The sequence below is a fragment of the Streptomyces sp. NPDC087844 genome (assembly GCF_044742785.1).
Taxonomy (GTDB): Bacteria; Actinomycetota; Actinomycetes; order Streptomycetales; family Streptomycetaceae; genus Streptomyces.
The window spans coordinates 1-16,670 of sequence record NZ_JBIUVD010000048.1 but is presented as its reverse complement, the minus strand read 5'-3'; the positions used below and the strand labels follow the sequence as shown (position 1 = coordinate 16,670).

The 16,670-nt window shown below is 68.7% G+C and carries 15 protein-coding genes; 12 read left to right on the top strand and 3 right to left on the bottom strand.

Annotated features, from left to right (window positions below; all coding sequences use genetic code 11):
* Positions 1 to 139: 139 nt before the first annotated feature.
* On the bottom strand, positions 140 to 1,129 hold the full coding sequence (locus tag ACIOKD_RS41465; protein ID WP_402093632.1) for an SCO0930 family lipoprotein: 990 nt from the start codon (positions 1,127 to 1,129) through the stop codon (positions 140 to 142).
* A 699-nt stretch (positions 1,130 to 1,828) separates the two neighbouring features.
* Here ACIOKD_RS41465 and ribA point away from each other — a divergent pair.
* The 3 genes from ribA to ACIOKD_RS41450 all read left to right on the top strand — a co-directional run bounded on the left by ribA (position 1,829) and on the right by ACIOKD_RS41450 (position 5,137).
* Positions 1,829 to 2,488 carry a GTP cyclohydrolase II gene (gene ribA, locus ACIOKD_RS41460; protein WP_402093631.1) on the top strand — a complete coding sequence of 220 codons (660 nt, stop codon included), beginning with the start codon at positions 1,829 to 1,831 and terminating at the stop codon, positions 2,486 to 2,488.
* A 107-nt stretch (positions 2,489 to 2,595) separates the two neighbouring features.
* Positions 2,596 to 3,195: a LuxR C-terminal-related transcriptional regulator gene (locus ACIOKD_RS41455; RefSeq protein WP_402093629.1), complete on the top strand. Its 600-nt coding sequence runs from the start codon at positions 2,596 to 2,598 to the stop codon at positions 3,193 to 3,195.
* A 1,606-nt stretch (positions 3,196 to 4,801) separates the two neighbouring features.
* A complete protein-coding gene (locus ACIOKD_RS41450; protein WP_402093628.1) occupies positions 4,802 to 5,137 on the top strand; it encodes a hypothetical protein in 336 nt (111 codons plus the stop codon).
* A 211-nt stretch (positions 5,138 to 5,348) separates the two neighbouring features.
* On the opposite strand, the gene ACIOKD_RS41445 is transcribed toward ACIOKD_RS41450, so the two are convergent.
* Together ACIOKD_RS41445 and ACIOKD_RS41440 are read right to left on the bottom strand one after the other, a co-directional pair.
* Positions 5,349 to 5,726 carry an ATP-binding protein gene (locus ACIOKD_RS41445; RefSeq protein WP_402093627.1) on the bottom strand — a complete coding sequence of 126 codons (378 nt, stop codon included), beginning with the start codon at positions 5,724 to 5,726 and terminating at the stop codon, positions 5,349 to 5,351.
* Positions 5,727 to 6,041: 315 nt separating this feature from the next.
* Positions 6,042 to 6,989: a hypothetical protein gene (locus ACIOKD_RS41440; protein WP_402093626.1), complete on the bottom strand. Its 948-nt coding sequence runs from the start codon at positions 6,987 to 6,989 to the stop codon at positions 6,042 to 6,044.
* A gap of 257 nt (positions 6,990 to 7,246) precedes the next feature.
* On the opposite strand from ACIOKD_RS41440, the gene ACIOKD_RS41435 reads away from it, so the two are divergent.
* The 9 genes from ACIOKD_RS41435 to ACIOKD_RS41395 all read left to right on the top strand — a co-directional run bounded on the left by ACIOKD_RS41435 (position 7,247) and on the right by ACIOKD_RS41395 (position 15,814).
* Entirely contained in the window at positions 7,247 to 7,843 is a 597-nt protein-coding gene (locus ACIOKD_RS41435) for a DUF6668 family protein (RefSeq protein WP_402093625.1), read from the top strand.
* A 32-nt stretch (positions 7,844 to 7,875) separates the two neighbouring features.
* A complete protein-coding gene (locus ACIOKD_RS41430; protein WP_398295455.1) occupies positions 7,876 to 8,124 on the top strand; it encodes a hypothetical protein in 249 nt (82 codons plus the stop codon).
* A gap of 40 nt (positions 8,125 to 8,164) precedes the next feature.
* Positions 8,165 to 8,440, top strand: coding sequence for a hypothetical protein (locus tag ACIOKD_RS41425; RefSeq protein WP_398295453.1), 276 nt, complete (start codon positions 8,165 to 8,167; stop codon positions 8,438 to 8,440).
* The gene (locus ACIOKD_RS41420; protein ID WP_402093624.1) at positions 8,437 to 9,222 is read left to right on the top strand and encodes a hypothetical protein; all 786 of its coding nucleotides are present in this window, start codon (positions 8,437 to 8,439) and stop codon (positions 9,220 to 9,222) included. The genes ACIOKD_RS41425 and ACIOKD_RS41420 overlap by 4 nt, the downstream gene beginning before the upstream one ends.
* The gene (locus ACIOKD_RS41415) at positions 9,188 to 10,354 is read left to right on the top strand and encodes a hypothetical protein (protein ID WP_402093623.1); all 1,167 of its coding nucleotides are present in this window, start codon (positions 9,188 to 9,190) and stop codon (positions 10,352 to 10,354) included. The genes ACIOKD_RS41420 and ACIOKD_RS41415 overlap by 35 nt, the downstream gene beginning before the upstream one ends.
* Before the next feature lie 47 nt (positions 10,355 to 10,401).
* Entirely contained in the window at positions 10,402 to 11,895 is a 1,494-nt protein-coding gene (locus tag ACIOKD_RS41410; RefSeq protein WP_402093642.1) for an SCO6880 family protein, read from the top strand.
* A 71-nt stretch (positions 11,896 to 11,966) separates the two neighbouring features.
* On the top strand, positions 11,967 to 13,421 hold the full coding sequence (locus ACIOKD_RS41405; RefSeq protein ID WP_402093641.1) for an ATP/GTP-binding protein: 1,455 nt from the start codon (positions 11,967 to 11,969) through the stop codon (positions 13,419 to 13,421).
* 34 nt (positions 13,422 to 13,455) lie between these two features.
* Positions 13,456 to 15,237 carry a type IV secretory system conjugative DNA transfer family protein gene (locus ACIOKD_RS41400; RefSeq protein ID WP_402093622.1) on the top strand — a complete coding sequence of 594 codons (1,782 nt, stop codon included), beginning with the start codon at positions 13,456 to 13,458 and terminating at the stop codon, positions 15,235 to 15,237.
* Positions 15,238 to 15,475: 238 nt separating this feature from the next.
* Positions 15,476 to 15,814 (top strand): DUF4913 domain-containing protein, encoded by a 339-nt coding sequence (locus ACIOKD_RS41395; protein ID WP_402093640.1) that lies wholly within the window; start codon positions 15,476 to 15,478, stop codon positions 15,812 to 15,814.
* Positions 15,815 to 16,670 lie beyond the last annotated feature (856 nt).

The window sequence follows — 16,670 nt, the reverse complement described above, 5'->3', positions numbered from 1 at the left end:
CGCGGGGGGGGCGGCGCGGGGCCGTCTGTCCGGCCGGCCGCCCCCGCCCCCCCCCCCCCCCCCCCCGCCCCCGCGCTGGCGCCGGGCCCCCCCCCCCCCCCCCCCCCCACGACAGGGTTGTCGTGCCGTGTCGGATGGTTCAGCTCTTGACCAGAGAACCATCCGCAGCGACGGCGAACCAGGTGCCGCCGACGCCCTGACCGTTGGTGTCGCCGGGCTGCTTGTCTCCGGTGAACCAGTACAGCGGCCAGCAGTCGAGAGTCTGCTGCTTGATCCCGTCCGGGCGGTTGAAGGGAATCACCAGCTTGGAGGCGATGCCCTCGACGTCGGTCTTGCCGACCAGGGCTGCGGGCTTCCACTTCTCCAGGCATGCGCCCGTGCACGCCGTCGTCATGGGCCAGTCCGTGTCCTTGGTGAAGCGGTAGAGCGTACGGCCCTTGGCATCGACGACGATCGCACCGAGTTCGGGGTCCTGGGCGACCGAGAGCCCCGGCTGATCGGCCGTGGTCCCGCTCCCACCCGTGCCACCCGTGCCACCTGTGCCACCCGTCGTGTCGCCGCCCGCGCCCGCGGTGTCCGGCGAGCCGCCCGTGGCCTCGCCCGGAGACGGAATCGTGTTCTCGGGGAGAGAGGCGAACCACGCGCCGTCGATGCCGTCACCACTGATCTGCCCCGGCTTGGCATCCTTGGCATAGCGGTACAGGGGCAGGCCCGCCAGCGTCAGCTGGCTGATGCCGTCCGCACGCTTCACCGAACCCACGAGATCGGCGTCGATCCCGGTCGGCAGGGTCACGCCGTCGGAGGGGACGGGCGGCCACACCTTCGCGCAGGCGGCCGAACACGCGGACACGGCGGGATTGGCGCTGTCCTTGGTGAATCGATACAGGGTGAAGCCCGTGGCGTCCGACACGATCGTTCCGAGGTTGGGGTCGTCGGCCAAGGTCAGCTGACCGGCCGGACCACTGCGGGAATCCGCTACGGGTGCCGCGCCGTCGAGGCTTTCCTGGGCGGCGGGAGCCGAGGGTGCCGCCTTGTCGTCCTTGCCTCCTGAGCCGGAGCCCCCGCAGCCGGCCGTCAACATGATCGCGGCAGCGGTCAGTGCCACTGTCCTGGAGCGCCAAGTCGCCATGATTTCCCTTCCTGCTCAGCGCACTGCGACGCAGCGCTGTCTACAAGGGTGGCTACGGCGGGTGTCCCGGGCAGGTTCACAGTCGACAGCCGGTTCCGTCCGAACGCGCCCGAGCCGCGGGATGCCTCGACCGGTTCTCCGCTCATCCGGGAAACGGTGTGAACCGCCCGCCGGGACCGCCCGTATTACGTGATGCAGCCTGAAACAGACTCTCTGTCACAGGCTGTTCCGGGCCCGGTCTGCTTCCCCCCCGGCAATGAGCCGGGCCCGGGTAATCCTCATGGCGGTCATCAGGGCAGGGCCGCCGACCAGCAGCAGCCGTCGACGGCGGTACGCGCGGGCACCCGTCGAACGACGCACCGTTCTCTTCGGGTGAGACGTCCCGTTCTCCGCGTCGAGTGGAACGGTTGTCGCTTTCCGTGCGGCCACGTGCTCCGGTAGCCGGAGCACGGTCCTGGCCGCGCTGCCATCCCTGCTGGTCCGGCAGTCCTCCCCGACTGCCGGACCGCTCGCCCCACCGCCCGGTGAACTCAACGGACCCGGACTCCCGTCGCCCCGTCTGCCGTCACCGTCGATCCGAAATCCTCGACCGATGCCGATGCCGATGCCGATGCCGATGCCGATGCCGATGCCGGCACGGGGGCACCTCACTTCACACTCACCACCTGGTATCACCAGCCGCATGGTTAGGACCTGAATATGTCGGAAAGCAGCGGTCCGCTGGAGGGAGCACCTCATCCCGCAAGCGCTGAACGTGCGGTGAGCGTCGAGCTGGCCACGGCCTACGGAGACTTCCTCGCGATCGGTTACCTGGATCGTGACCGTGGCGACGAACACATGGTGCTGATCCACGGCGACATCGAGCCGGAGAGGGCCCTCACCAGGCTGCACTCGGAGTGTCTGACCGGAGACGTCTTCCGTTCGAAGCACTGCGAGTGCGGCGGCCAGTTGACCGACGCACTCCACGCGATCACCGCAAGAGGAAGTGGCATTCTCGTCTACCTCCGAGGACACGAGGGCCGTGGCATCGGGTTGCTGGCCAAACTGCGGGCGATGAAACTGCAGTCCGAGGGAATGGACACGGTCGAGGCCAATATCGCCCTCGGTCTGCCTGTCGATGCCCGCGACTACGGCGTGGCGGCCGAGATCCTGCACGACCTCGGGGTGCGGTCGGTGCAACTGCTGTCCAACAACCCCCGCAAAATCGAATCGTTGCAGCGTCACGGCATCAGAGTCGACGCCCGGGTACCGCTGCTTATTCCTCCGAGTGCGGAGAACGCGTCCTATCAATGGACGAAGCGGGACCGCCTGGACCACTATCTGCCGCACTTGGACGCCGTCACTGTCATCGCCGAATGACTGGGGATGCGAGGTCTTCCGGTCAGGCATGTGCCGTAGGACGGAAAGCGGCCGGGGTGGGACAGGGGCCCTTGGCGGATCAACGGACGCCGAGTCGTGTCGTCCCGGTGACCGTGCACGCCACGAGCGCGATCGACCTGGCCGACGTCACCTGCCGGCTCCGGTCGCATCCGTCGCTTCATGTCGAGACCGATGCGGCCGTCAATTCCGACGCAGTGGCAGTGCTGGTCCATCAGGATATGGATGCCGTACTTCTCCGACTGCGCTCCCTGATGCCCGGTCGCACCCGAGCGGTACTGATCACCGGTGAATCGCAGGACGACGCGCTTCTCCACGTGATCAATCGTGGAGTCGATGCCATTCTCTGGCGGCATGAACTCACCACCCGACGGCTCCACCAAGCGGTGCACACGGTGTCCCGAGGCGGGCAGGACCTGCCCGGCGGACTCTTGTCCCACCTTGTCGAACAGGTCGTGGAGCCGCGACGACGGACAACTGACCGAGCAGCCCCACAGGCGGGAATGTCCCCGCAGGAGACCGACATCCTGCGGCTTGTCGCGGAGGGAATGGACAACAGCGAGATCGCGGAACGGCTTGGCTGCCCGGAGTTCACCGTCCGGACCGCTCTGTACGACATGGCCGCTCGCCTCCACCTCCGCAGCCGTGCGCACGCTGTGGCTTACGCGCTGCGCGGGGGCCACATCTGAGAGCCCTTCTCCAGGGCGGGGTGCACAATTCGGCCTGTTGAAAGCATCGCGTCATCGAGAACGCATTGTGGGGCCCGGGCGGTCAACCGCCCGGGCCCCACAGGATTCGCGGAAAAAGGTGTGCTCAGCGGTTCCTCCGCTGACCGGGATCACTCTGGGTGGGGCCTGCGTTTCGAACTACCGGGTACGTTGTCTCGCCGCCGCCGGCGGTGTGGGCGCGCGGCGGGGGAGCGACTGTGCTGCGCATTCCGCTTGCACTGGCCAGTGAGTACGCTGATTCCCGTGATGCCATCCGCTCGGCGTTGCTGGAGCCGGCGTTCGCACTTCGCCGTGTGGGCTGATCCTGGCGAGGACGCAGAGCGCTGCTTTCGGCGAGGGACGGCGCGTAACTCGTACCGTGCGAGTGGTTATGGGGCGGCATCGAATGCATGGGGAGCACTTGCTCTGCTGCTTGTGCCTGTGCGAACTTGCGATCACTGACAGCAGCGGTAAATTGACCCCCAGTTTTTCCGGCCGCGAATACATTACCGATGCCGCCCAGTTTGGCCGCTTTCGTTGGATCCTCCGCCACCAGCTTATTGGACTGGGTGTTCAGTGCTGCCGCCGTGATTCCACAGACGGCCGCTATGACATTCCCATAGCTGACGGGCTGCCCTTCCCTCCATTTGCGTATCTCTCGCGCTCCCTCAAAAACCGGGTACACGAATTGGAGACCCGCTGCGGCCCGGGCCACGTTCATCCCGGGCTCCCCCGTCCAGTTTGCTATGCCCTGCACTATCGTGGGGGTGGCATCAAGTAGGGCTACAGCTATAAGATCCTTGTTCATGTAGGTCCAATCCTTGGCGCCCCTCAGGCACTGCATCACCAATTTCTGTGCGACGTTGATGGCGTAATAGTTTCCGGTGTTCGCGTCGTAGGCTCCCTGAGCCCCGATGGGGAGCTCAGGGGCGTCGTCGGGGACTACTGCCGTGGATGGAACCGGATCCAAGCCACTATCGGTGACATGGATTCGGATGGCGCTGTAGGAGCTGGAGTGGGAATCGTTGCTGCCAGTTGCCGAGGAGGGCATTATAGAAAACCTTTCCTGATGTCGATCGAGGGCTTTGTTCAGTCCCCATTCTTTCTGCTGCTTGCGCTGTTCGGCCCGTGGAGACTTTCTGCAATCTAGCACCGCTGAATTAATAATTCCTTGCTGTCGAGTCACTCGATTCAGCTGCCGGGATGTGCCCGGGTGCGGTCGTGCTCCGGGACGGAGGTGGACAGGCGGTGAACCGCGGGCACGTTGTCCGCGTTATGCGAGACACAGGGGCAGGATGCGCGGCCGATTCGCAGACCCCACAACTGCTCGGACGAGATGACTCTGTCGCGGTCGATCCGACTCCAGGGCGCGTCCTTGATCCGTACAGCACCCGATGCATACGAACAGTGAGATGTTTCCGCGATGCGCAAGCAAGATCAGCACGATGGAGATCCGACACCGCGGCTGGAACCGGTGAACCGTGTTAGTGCGTACGCCTCTGGGTCTTTGCCCCGGTCGCGCCCAGGAAAGGCAGGTGCGGCCCCCCGGGGCTACTTCTGGGAGGAGGGCGAGAAATCCGTAGGAGTGGTGCTCTCGCTGGACTTCGGTTCCCTGAGCGGCGAGCAGCGCGCGCTTCTGTCCCTCGCCCTGCGACTGCACGGGCCGGCGGTGCTTCGCGACGTGTGGAAGACGGCGACCGAGAAGTACGGCGGCGTCGACGCGAGTTCGCTGCGCGAAGCACTGCTCGCCATGCGCTGCTCCGTCGAGGAGCACCCGGACGACGCGGGAGTCCGGAGCCAGGAAGGGATGTCGTCCGACAGCGGACCCGCCTCGCACGGGGACGGGCCCGGCGAGTCCTCGGAGCCTGTGCTCGGACGCGGTTACGGCTCATCCCGCTCCGCACGTCCCCGCACGCGACGGTGAACGACCGCTGAGGCCCCCTCAGGGCCAGGAGGCGCGGCCCGCCGGCCCATGGTTCGTCCGGCTGGAACCGGTCGCTGTCTGCCCATACCCGGCCTCCTGCACCGTACCGGTGTCGGCCGCACCCGGTGTCGGCCCTCCGGGGCCGCCGCGTCGGCCTCGAAGAGCCCACCGATGCGGAATGTGTTTCGCTGGTAGCCCCGGTCGGCGCCCGTCAGGAGGAGGGCAGGGCCGCCCAGTACGTGGTGCGGTGCGGCTGGGCCCGGAAACCGTGAGAACTGGCGAGGGCCTCGACGATGCCCAGGCCACGGCCGCGTTCATCGGCGTCGCAGGAAGAGGCCCAGGCCCCCGGCCGGGAGGCGGGACCGCCGTCGCTGACCTCGATCCGTACACCGCTGTGTCCGTGTCCGGACGGGTGCCGCAGGAGGAGCGTCAGGGGCGGCTGACCGTGCTCGACGGCGTTGGTGACCAGTTCCGACACCACCAGGACCACCGCTTCCGCCGCGTCGTCGGCGAGCTGCCAGTCGGCAAGGACAACCGCGGTGGCACGCCGCGCAGCACCGGCCGCCTCCGCCCGATGGCACAGAGACACCGTGACGTCCCTGCCGGGCGAGGGTGGCGATACATGAACGGATCCATCGGATTCCGAAGGGTGCTTTCGTCCCGCGCCTCTTGGTGCTGCCTCATGTCCCTGTGCCGCGTCGGGTGCCGTCACTGTTCACTCCTTCGCAGGGATCGAGGCGTCGTCCCACGCGGCACCGGCCCTCTTGCATGCCCCTTCCGTCCACCTTCAGGGACTCCTTCGTAAGAGGAAGCCTCGAACCGTCGAACGGGTGTGGCCGCCGTCACCGGCCACTTGCCACCTGTCACCGGGCGCGTAACGCGCTGAGTGTCCACGACCACCGAACTACGGGGTGGTCCGGCGGACGGGCATCAGCAGCTTCGCGATGAGCCGCTGGATGTCCTCCTGGACACGGTTCAGCACTTCGGCCTGTGTCTCGGGCGGTGGTCCGTACTGCCAGAGTTCCTTCCACAGCGCGAGCAGAGTCCGGCCGTGGTGGATCAGGCGAGGCCGGCCGTCATCGATGGCCTGCCACGCCTGAGCGGCCCGGCCCAGTTCCTCCCATGCCTGAGGGTCCCTGTTCCGGTGACGCGTCTGTGCCAGTTGCAGGGAGAGGGACAGAGCCTCCTCGAAGTCGTCCGCGAGGTAGGCGACGTAGGCGCCCATGCCCTGCGCTTCCAAGGTGTAGGCATGGTCGGCGCCGTAGTCCCTCTCCGCCGTGCGGCGAAGCTCACGGGACGTTGCCACAGCCGTGTACAACTCACCCGCCGCGATGGCCCTGTTGATGCGCAGGACCGTGTCCAGGAACGCCTGCGGTACGGGAACCCTCTGCGAGTCGCCGGTCTTCTTTCCAGCGTCCTCACCCGAAGGAACGGCAGGATCCAGCGAGACGGGTGCGTGGTCGGCGGGAGCCTGCGGCAGTTCCGGACCGGCGGGAACCTCCGCCACGGGTGCCGGGCCGGCGGGAGCCCGCTGTGCGGGTGCCGGTGGGATCGGGACGGTTGCCTCCGGTGGGCGCGTCCCGGGCTCCGCCTCCGCCTGCTTCACCAGTCGGCTCGATCCGTCGGGCGCGACCTCCAGCAGCACGGTGTAGCCCTCCTGCCTGTCCTCGATCCGGCCCCGGACAGGACCGTTCCGCGCCTGGGCGTGCTGGTGCAGGGCATCGAGCACCGCGGACCGCACCGTGCCCGCCGACGGCACGCGAACCCGCCTGCTGTCGAGGAAGGGTGTCCCGGCGGACGTCACGATGACGAAGAACTCAGGAGCCTCTGGACGGCTGTCCTCAGGCCGCACGAAATGGTCAGGGTCACGCTTCTTCGGGGGCCGCATAATCCTCGCTCGTTCTCGGTCGTCGGGGGGCTGTTGAGACCCGCGTCTCCTGCTCCTACGGATCGGGCGGTGCGAACGGCCCACCCGGCGCCCCGGAAGTCCGCCGGACGGCGCGCGGAATTGCTCCGATCGCCTGCCTCGGACCTGTGAACCGTCCCGGGGGAGCGACCGTAAATGCAGTCTGTGGGCGGTCGACCGTCCACGGTGAAGAAGGGGGAACCGTGTCTGTCTCTTCCGTGGCATCGGGTCCGCAGAGCTGGATCAGAGGGCCCGTCACCGGGCAGGTTCCCGGCGCCGGGCACGCCGACGGCACCCACCCCGTCGTCGATGCCCCGATCGGCCCGGTGGAGACGAAAACAGCCCCGGCATCGATGGAGGCGCGCCCGAACAGCCTCGGCGTCACCTGGGTGGCCGCTCACGGCGGCTCCGGCGCGACCAGTCTGGCCCGAGCCCTCGGCGGGGCCGATGTCGGGATCCGGTGGCCCGACGCGGCCCGTGGTGAACCGAACCGCATCCTGGTGGTGGCTCGCACGCATGCCGCGGGGATCCAGGCCGCGTCGTCCGTCCTCAACTCACTGCGCACCGGAAGTCATCCGGCGCAGCTGGAACTTGTGGCCGTGGTCCTCGTCGCCGACGCGCCGGGACGTCTTCCGCTGGAACTCGCACGCCGTGTGCGGGTGCTCAGCTCGGCCGTCAGGGTCCACCGGGTCCCCTGGATCCCCTCCTGGCGCGTGGGCGGGCGGACAGCGCACATCCCCAAGGAAGTGCTCGCCATCGCCGACCTCGTCGGTCGCCACCGTCCATATCCGTCCCGCTGATTCTGCGCGACTTGCCGAGAACGGACACGACCATGCTTGCCGCGACTTTTGATCCCGGGCCCGACGCGGACTTCATTTTGGGATTGCTGGCCTGGTGCGGCACCGCTGCGGGCGTCGGTGGCGTCATCGTCGTCGGCACCATGATGGCCCTGCAGCTTCGCCAAGGACTTCCGGGTGAGAAAGCCGAACACGTTCGTGGGCTTTTCTTCGTCCTGATGTCGTGCGTTCTGGTCTCCACCGCCGGGCCGATCGTGGCATTCCTCGGTCCGCTCGGCATCTAAGGGCTGTCCCGTCCAAATAATTCACAGGGGAATACACAACATGGCCATCAACGTGCCGATCATCCTTGCCGCCGTTCCGGATCCGGGACGCGGCGCACCCCAGGAACTGCAGGAGAAAGTCAATCTCGTCCTCGGTATAGCCGCGTGGGCCGGCACGGCCGCAGGTGTCGCCGGTGTCCTGGTGACAGGCGCGATGATGGCCATTTCGGTCAAGCGCGGCGAGAGCTCCGAGCACATGAGCCGGCTCGGAATGGTTCTGGGAGGCTGTGTTCTCGTTGCCACGGCCGGACCTCTGATCACTTTCGTCTTCGCGTGAAGTGGCTCGTTGCCCGACGGCTGCTTCCCGGCCGGGCGCCAGAGGGGGAAGCCCTTCCTTTCTGGCAGCAGCCCGGCTGGCGTGTCTCCGCCGGGTTCATCGCGATCGCGCTCGCCACCGGCCTGCTGGCCGTCGTGACGCAGGGCGTCGATGGTGCCGGTGCGGGCGCGGACCGGGTGGAGCTGGGGCGTTCGCAGCCCCTGGTCAAGAACGCCGCGGGACCGGACCGCCGGGCGACACCGGGGCGGAAGACGGGATGCCGGACAGCCGATCTGCAAACGGCCCTTCCGAAATCTGCCCCGGAGGACGTCCAGTGGCGCGAACTCGTCGGTACGAAGGTGCCGACGAGCACCTCGGCGGGGCCGCTGCTCGCCAGCGGCCCCCTGTGGTGGTGCTTCGCCCGGACTCCGATGGGTGCGGTGATGGCGGCTCATGTCATCCCCACGCAGATCGGCGGGTCGGCCTGGCGCACGGTCGCCGACCAGCAGATCGTCACCGGACCGCGGAGAGACTTCTTCGTGGCCATGCGGTCCACCTCCTCCGACGCCGTGTCCGGAACCCCCTCCGCGTCCTACGCGGGCTTCTCCGTCTCCTCGTACTCGGCGGACAAGGCGAGCGTCAAGCTACTGATCAAGGGCAATCAGGGCACCTACTTCTGGACGTCCGTCTCGGTGCGCTGGGAGGACGGGGACTGGAAGGCCGTCCCGCAGCGGAACGGGTCACTCTTCCAGCCGCTCTCGGCGACGAGTGGTACCGGCGGATTCCTTCTCTGGAGGCCGTGACATGGCGTGCCCCACATCTCCTGTCCAGAATCCCGTCGTCGGTTTCTTCTCTTTCCTCGGCGACCCGATCGGCACCATCGTAGATGGAATCGGAAGAGCGATCCTGGCCGCCGCGGTATCGGTGTTCGGCGCTCTGGTGCAAGCGGTTCCGACACTTTCCACCGGGTCCGCCCCGACGGAGATCAACGCACAGACGCAGTGGATCGTGGTCTACGTAGCGGTCGGATCACTTATCTTCGCCGCCATACGCATGGCGTTGGAAAGGCGTGGCGAAGCGGGCCAGGTGGCACTGAAAGGGCTCCTGCGGGTCGTCTTCGTCGCCGGAGCGGGCACGGCGTTGGTCGGCGCCTTCGGAAGCCTTTCCGACCGTTTTGCCGACCACCTTTTCAGGCAGGGCGCACAAGCGCAGATAGCGGCCATCGGCTGCGGTGACGCGAGTTCACTGCGAGGGTTCCTCCTTCTCATCCTCGCTCTTCTGCTGCTGGTCGCCGGAATCGTTCACACCATTCTTCTGTACATCCGTCTCGGAGTCATGATCATCCTTCTGGGCACCCTGCCCATCGCCGCCGCGGCGTCCATGACGGACTGGGGAGGCGGCTGGTGGCGCAAACACATCGGATGGATGATCGCCTGGCTTCTCTACAAGCCCGCTGCCGCCCTCGTGATCTTCGCGGGATCGGAAATGACGGCCGCCGACGGGATCGACGCCGTGCACGTACAGATCGCCGGCATCGGCGTGATGCTCCTGTCGGCCATCGCCCTGCCGGCTCTGCTGCGGGTGGTGGTGCCGGCGACCGCGGCGCTGGGCGGAGGGGCCGCCATGCAGAAGGGGACGACGGCAGCCGTGGGCGCGCTCGCGTCCGGGGCCAAGTCGATCGGCTCCTCCGGCGGTGGCGGGCAGTCGAGCGGGCCGGGGCCGTCGGGCGCATCGGGCGTCTCGGGCGGCGGCCAGGGGCCGGGAGGCGCCGGAGGGGCTCGCGGCGCGGGAACGGCCGGTGCCGCGGGAGCCGCAGGCGCCGCGGGTGCCGCCGGTGCGGCGCTGGGCGCCGCGGCGAGCGTGGCCAAGGGAGTCGGCCAGGTCGCGGCCGGATCGCTGGACGGCGCCGACGGCGCCGCCGGACACAACCGGTAGCCGGCCGTGCGGACCGTCAACACCTCAGGAAAGGAAACACAGTGGCGATCTCTGCCGCAGCGGTAACACACCCCACCTACGGAAACTGGCGCCGACCCCGGAGGCCGGGCCTCGGCCCCTTCGGCATGGTCGGCACCCTGGGCGTCTTCGGCGGCCTGGTCCTCGCTCTTCTCGTCTCCCTGGTCTCGCTGGTGGCCGCGATCGTCGTGATCGTGTCGGTCGTCGTCTTCCTGGTCCCCCTGATGGTGCGTACCCAGGACGGGCGCAATCTCTACCAGCTCATCGCCCTGCGCGTGGGGTGGCTGCGCCGCAAGGCCAAGGGCTCGCACGTCTACGTGTCCGGGCCGCTCTCCCAGCGCCCCGGCGGCCGGTTCCACCCTCCGGGCCTGCTCAGCAAGGTGACGGCTTCGGAGGGCCACGACGCCTACGGCAGGCCGTTCGGAGTCCTCCACCACAAGAACCGCAACCTGTACACCATCGTGCTGGGCTGCGAGCCGGACGGCGGCTCGCTCGTCGACCCGGACCAGGTCGACGTATGGGTCGCCTCCTGGGGCGACTGGCTGGCCCGGCTGTCCCACGAACCGCAGCTCAAGGGTGCGACCGTCGTCGTCGAGACCGCCCCCGACCCCGGGACCCGGCTGGCCCTGGAGGTGCTGCCGCGCATCACGGACGACGCCCCGGCGGTCGCCCGCGCGGTGATGGAGGAGGTGGTGGAGCGGTATCCGTCGGCGTCGTCGGAGATGCACACCTACATCTCCCTCACCTACGGAATGCCGACCGGACAGAAGCGCAGTACCGAGGAGGTCATCACCGACCTGGCCATCCGTATCCCCGGCCTGCTCGCCGGACTGGTCGGCGCGGGCGGCGGCTCGGCGGCACCGCTGTCGGCGGAACGCATCGCCGAGATCACCCGGGTCGCCTACGACCCCGAGGTGGCCCCGGACGTACTGAACGCCCGGGCCGCCGAAGGCGGAACCGGCCTGGAATGGGATGACGCCGGACCCGCGGCCGCCGAGGAGACGGTGAACGCCTACCACCACGACTCGGGCGTCTCACGCACCTGGCTGCTGACCCTCGCACCGCGCGGCACCGTACGTTCGAGTGTCCTGCGCGACATGCTGGCACCCGCCACCGGCACCCGCCGCAAGCGGGTGGCGCTGCTCTACCGGCCCATCGACCCCGCGACGTCGGCCCGCATCGTGGAGGCCGACCGCCGGGCAGCCCAGTTCATGGCCACCTCCGGCAAGGGCATGGTCCAGGCCCGCGCCGCGTCCGAGATACGCGCGGCGGAGCAGACCGCGGCCGAAGAGGCTTCCGGAGCCGGGCTGGTCGAGTTCTCCCTCATGCTCACCGTGACCGTCGACTCCGCCGCCCAGCTCTCCGACGCCGCGGTGACCGTACGCAACCTGCAGGCCGCCGCGCGGATCTCCATGCGGCCCGCGGACCGGATGCAGGCCGCTGCCTTCACCTGCACGCTGCCCGTCGGCGTCCTGCCGTGGGAGCACGTGATGATCCCTCGCGAACTGCAGGAGGCGCTGTGAGCTTCGACGAACCACGGCACGGCGGGCGTGACACAGGCGGACGCGGCGGCTCCCGGGCCGCCCGGCCGCCGATGTCTCCGGCCCGCGGCTGGCCCGGACCCGGTGGGGGACAGGTCGGATACCTCGATCCCCCCACCATGTGGCGGGCCACCACCGTCCAGGCGTGCGGCCTGTGGCCCTTCGCCGCCGGTTCCGGTGCGCCGATGACCGGAGTGCCCCTGGGACAGCACCTGTTCACCGGAGCCACGGTGTGCGGCGATCCACTGTCGTGGTTCACCAGGGCCCGGTACATCTCCAACCCCTCGCTGTTCATGCTGGGCATGCCAGGGCTGGGGAAGTCCACTTTGATCAACCGCATGCTCATCGGGCTCGCGGCGACCGGTGTGGTCCCCCTGGTCCTCGGCGATCTGAAGCCCGACTACGCGGACACCGTCCGTGCGCTCGGCGGCCAGGTCATCTCCATCGGTCGCGGTACGGGCGGCATCAACGTCCTCGACCCGGGGGCCATGGGCGCGGCCGCGGCCAGGATCGGCGGTGAAGCGGGCCAGGCCCTGCTGGCGGAGGCCCACGGACGGGTCCTGAACATGGTCGCCGCGCTCATCACGATCGTGCGCGGCCGGCCCATGGACGACCACGAGCAGTCCATACTCTCCGCCGCGCTGCACCTGTTGCGCGAACGGACACCGAAGGACCGGGTGGTTCTGCTTCCGGACCTCCTGGCGCTCCTGACCGAAGGCCCCGACCGGGTGCGGGCCGTCACCCTCGACCGCGGCGACACCGACCGCTACCGGGACGCGGTCGACCCGCTCCACCGTTCGCTGATGGGTCTGCTGGACGGACCGCTGGGCAGCACCTTCGCGTCGGCGACCTCCACCCGGATCGACCCGAGCGCGCCCGCGGTGTGCATCGACATCTCCCGTATCGGCGAGGCCGACACGCAGCTGACCGCCGCCGCGATGCTCGCGGCCTGGTCCGACGGGCTCGGCACCGTGGCAGCCTCCCACGCCCTAGCCGACGCCGGACTGGCACCCCGGCGCTGGTTCTTCACCGTGCTGGACGAACTGTGGCGGCCGTTGCGCGCGGCGACAGGCATCGTGGACCGCATCGACGCCCTGACCCGGCTGAACCGTTCTCTCGGTCTGGGCGACGCCAAGATCACTCACACGCTCAAGGACGCGGAGGCGCTGGGCAGCGACGCCGACCGTGCCAAGGCACGCGGGTTCGTCGAGCGGGCCGGCATGGTGGTGTGCGCCGGTCTCCCCCGGTCGGAGATGGAGGAGCTCGGAAAGATCGTCGGTCTGTCGGAAAGGGAGATCTCCCTCGTCTCCTCCTGGTCCTCGCCTCCCGGCTGGGCCACGAGCGGTGAGCACGAGGAGCCTCCCGGCCGGGGCAGATTCCTCATCAAGGTCGGCGGGCGACCGGGCATACCGATCAGAGTGGCGATCACGGACGTCGAACGGGAACTGCACAACACCAACACCCGGTGGATTCCGAACCCGCCCGCCGCCGCGCCGAACGGCGGGTGAGGCGGCCATGGGCGGGGCTCCGCGCGGCGCAGGCATGCACGGGGACCAGACGCAGTGGGCGATCGTCGCCGTCGCGGGCACCTCGTTCCTCGCCTTCTGCGGGATGTGGCTCGGAGGAACCCTCGGAGCGGTTCTCACGGGTGCGGGGTGGAATCCACCACCCTTCGTTCTGTCCACCTTCCTCCGGCTGGTGGACGAGGGACCGAGGGCGTTGTGGCCCGAGGCGTCACCGGTGGCGGTCTTCGCCGGCATCACCGGGGTGTTCACCGCGGTGGTCGTGCTGGGTGTGCTGGCCGCGCGGAAGGTCACCGGTTCGCGGGACGGACAGAAGGGGATGGCCGGGCGACGGGAGATGGCCACCCTGCTTCCCAAGGAGGCGGCGGAGAAGGCCCGTCAGCTGCGCCCTTCACTGAAGGGTATGGAGAGCGTCCAGCCGGACGACCGGGGCAATCTGCTCGGTGACCTGGAGCCCTCCGGTCCGGAACTGCGCTCCTCCTACGAGGACGTGGAGCTGGACCTGATGGCGCCGCGAGCGGGCAAGTCGACCGGCATCGCCATTCCGCGGGTACTGCGGGCGCGCGGAGCGGTGCTGCTGACGTCCAACAAGTCCGACGTCTACTCCGTCACCCTCGCCGAGCGCGCCAAGGTCGGCACGGTGTGGACCTTCGACCCGCAGGGCATCGCCCACGTCCCACGCGGTATGTGGTGGGACATGCTGGCGGAATGCGTCACGATCGAGGGAGCCCGGCGTCTCGCGGGGCACTTCGTCGCGTCCGTCAACGACGACACGGCCAAGAAGGACTTCTGGATCTCCGCCGCGCAGAACACGCTCACGGCGCTGTTCCTCGCCGCGGCCCGGGGCAAGGCGTCCGTGCTGGACCTGTTGGCCTGGCTCGCCGACCCCGCGGACCGCGCGCCCATCGACCTTCTGCGTGATGCCGGACTGGGCACGATGGCCGAGCAGTTGCAGGGAACGATCCGCGGCGCGGTCGAGACCCGTGACGGCATCTACGAGACCGCACGGCAGTGTGTGTCGTGCCTGCTGGATCCCGAGATCGCGGCATGGGTCATGCCGGATCCCGATCTGCCGCAGTTCGATCCCCACCGGCATGTGCTGGGCAGGGACACGCTCTATCTGCTGTCCAAAGACGGCGGAGGTTCGGCCGCCGGGGTCATCGCCGGTCTGGCCGACACGGCGATGCGCGCGGGCGTCGTCGCGGCGGAGCGGATGGGTGGCCGGCTCGACCCCCCGATGACCGCGGTCCTGGACGAGGCCGCCAACGTATGCAGGATCTCGGACCTCCCCGACCTCTACAGCCACCTCGGATCCCGCGGCATCAACGTGGTCACCCTTCTGCAGAGTTACCGCCAGGGCAGCCGGGTGTGGGGCGAGGCGGGGATGGACGCTCTGTGGAGTGCTGCCACGATCAAGTTGCTCGGCGCGGGACTGGACGACGCGGACTTCGTCGAGAAGGTCTCCAAGCTCGTCGGCATGCACGACGTGAAGACACCGAGCATCTCCCGGAGCAAGGACGGTTCGTCCCGTTCGATTTCCTACCGGCAGGAGAGCATCATGCCCGCCGACAAGATCCGGGCCCTGCCGAAGGGGACCGCCCTGCTGCTGGCGACAGGTGTCCGGCCCGCCCTGATCCGGCTCAGACCCTGGTACCGGGAGGCCGACGCCGGCCCCATCTCGGCGGCGGCACAGGCCGAGGTGGCGGCCATCACCGAACGTGCGGCGGCGAAATGGGCCGTCCTGCACCCTCCGGCCATGGACGAACCGACGCCGGTCGAATACTCCGAGCAGCCCAACTGAGGCGCCCACCACGGCAGTACAACCGCGTGTGCACACAACGGCCGCCGGTAGCTGTGCACACAGCCACCGGCGGCCGCGGCCGCAGTACAGAACGGAGCACATGGTGAGCGAGAACACGGACGTGGCAGAACGCGACCGGAGCGCGGAGAGCACGGATGCGGTGGAGTCCGACGAGAGCCAGGACGGCATCGCGGACGACGCCCGGCAACCGGCTCCGGAACCACAGTTCATCCTCTACATGAGCGGTGAACGTTACGGGGAGGCCATGCATGGACTGACGATGTGGGTACACCACTTGCTGCTGCCCGTCTACGGCAGAGAGGTGACGTCGTCCACGCCGTGGTGCCCCCGGTGGTGGGAGCACATGGAGGCCGTCGCACAGCTCTACGGACTGTGGATGGCGTGGCAGAAACTGACGGACGCCACCGCCGACATGGTCGGACCGGCCTCCTGGCACCGCGACTACCTGGGGCCCACGATGCAGTCCCTGCGCGATCCGACAGGCCCCTTCGCGGGCTGCAAACAAGGCAGCCACCGGGTCAAGGACGCCCCACAGTGCGAGGACCCGCTGGACTGACCGCGGCAGCGCTCACGGCCCCTGTGACACACCCGAGTGCGGATCTCGCTGCGGATCCACGTCTCGGGTGTTGTCTGCAGCACGGGCTCCGTGGCGGAGACACCGGGTCGTTCATGACCCCCGCAAGACCCCTCCGGACCTCGCGCCCGCGGTTGAATCGGCGGGGGTCCCGCCGGCATCGTGAGACTGCGAGCCGAGCGAGCCGGCTGGGTCCGGTCCGGCTGCTTCCGCTCCTCCGGCCTCCCGCCGGATCGGCACCCGTGTCCTTGGAGCGTGCCGCTGTCTCCTTCGTCAGGCCCGGAGGGGATGGGCGCCATGGAGGATGTGTGCCGGGTTCCCCAGGGCGGCGAACGCGGTGAGGGGGACGCTGCCCTGATGGGGAAGAAGGCCTATGGCCACTACCTCCGGTTGGGGTTCGTCGGCCACGGGCCCGGGCCGAGGAGCACATCCAGGGGGCCGACTGCGCGACAGACTCACGTGACCTGCTTCTGCGAGCGGCGCCGCTTCCACTCGGAGCAATGGAACCCGGTCGCCACCCGACGCGAGGCTCGGGCCGCCTCCTTGCCCGGCAGCAGCTGCGGCACGTGAAACGGTCCACCGACTCCGTCGGCGGACCGTCAGGAGATATCGCGGCCAAGTGCCGGACGTCGCGGTACGCCGGCACAGCATGGACCCCAACTCCCCCGTGTCACCACCGATATCGCTGACTGGCTCGCTACAGGTCAAGGCCCCACTACCGCGGAGCGGTTCACATCGCGGGGGTGGGTTGTTGTTCAGGTGGGGTTGGGGATGGTGATCAGGGTTGTGCCGTTGGTGTTCTGGATGAGGTAGGTGGTGATGTCGTGGGTGGGTGTGG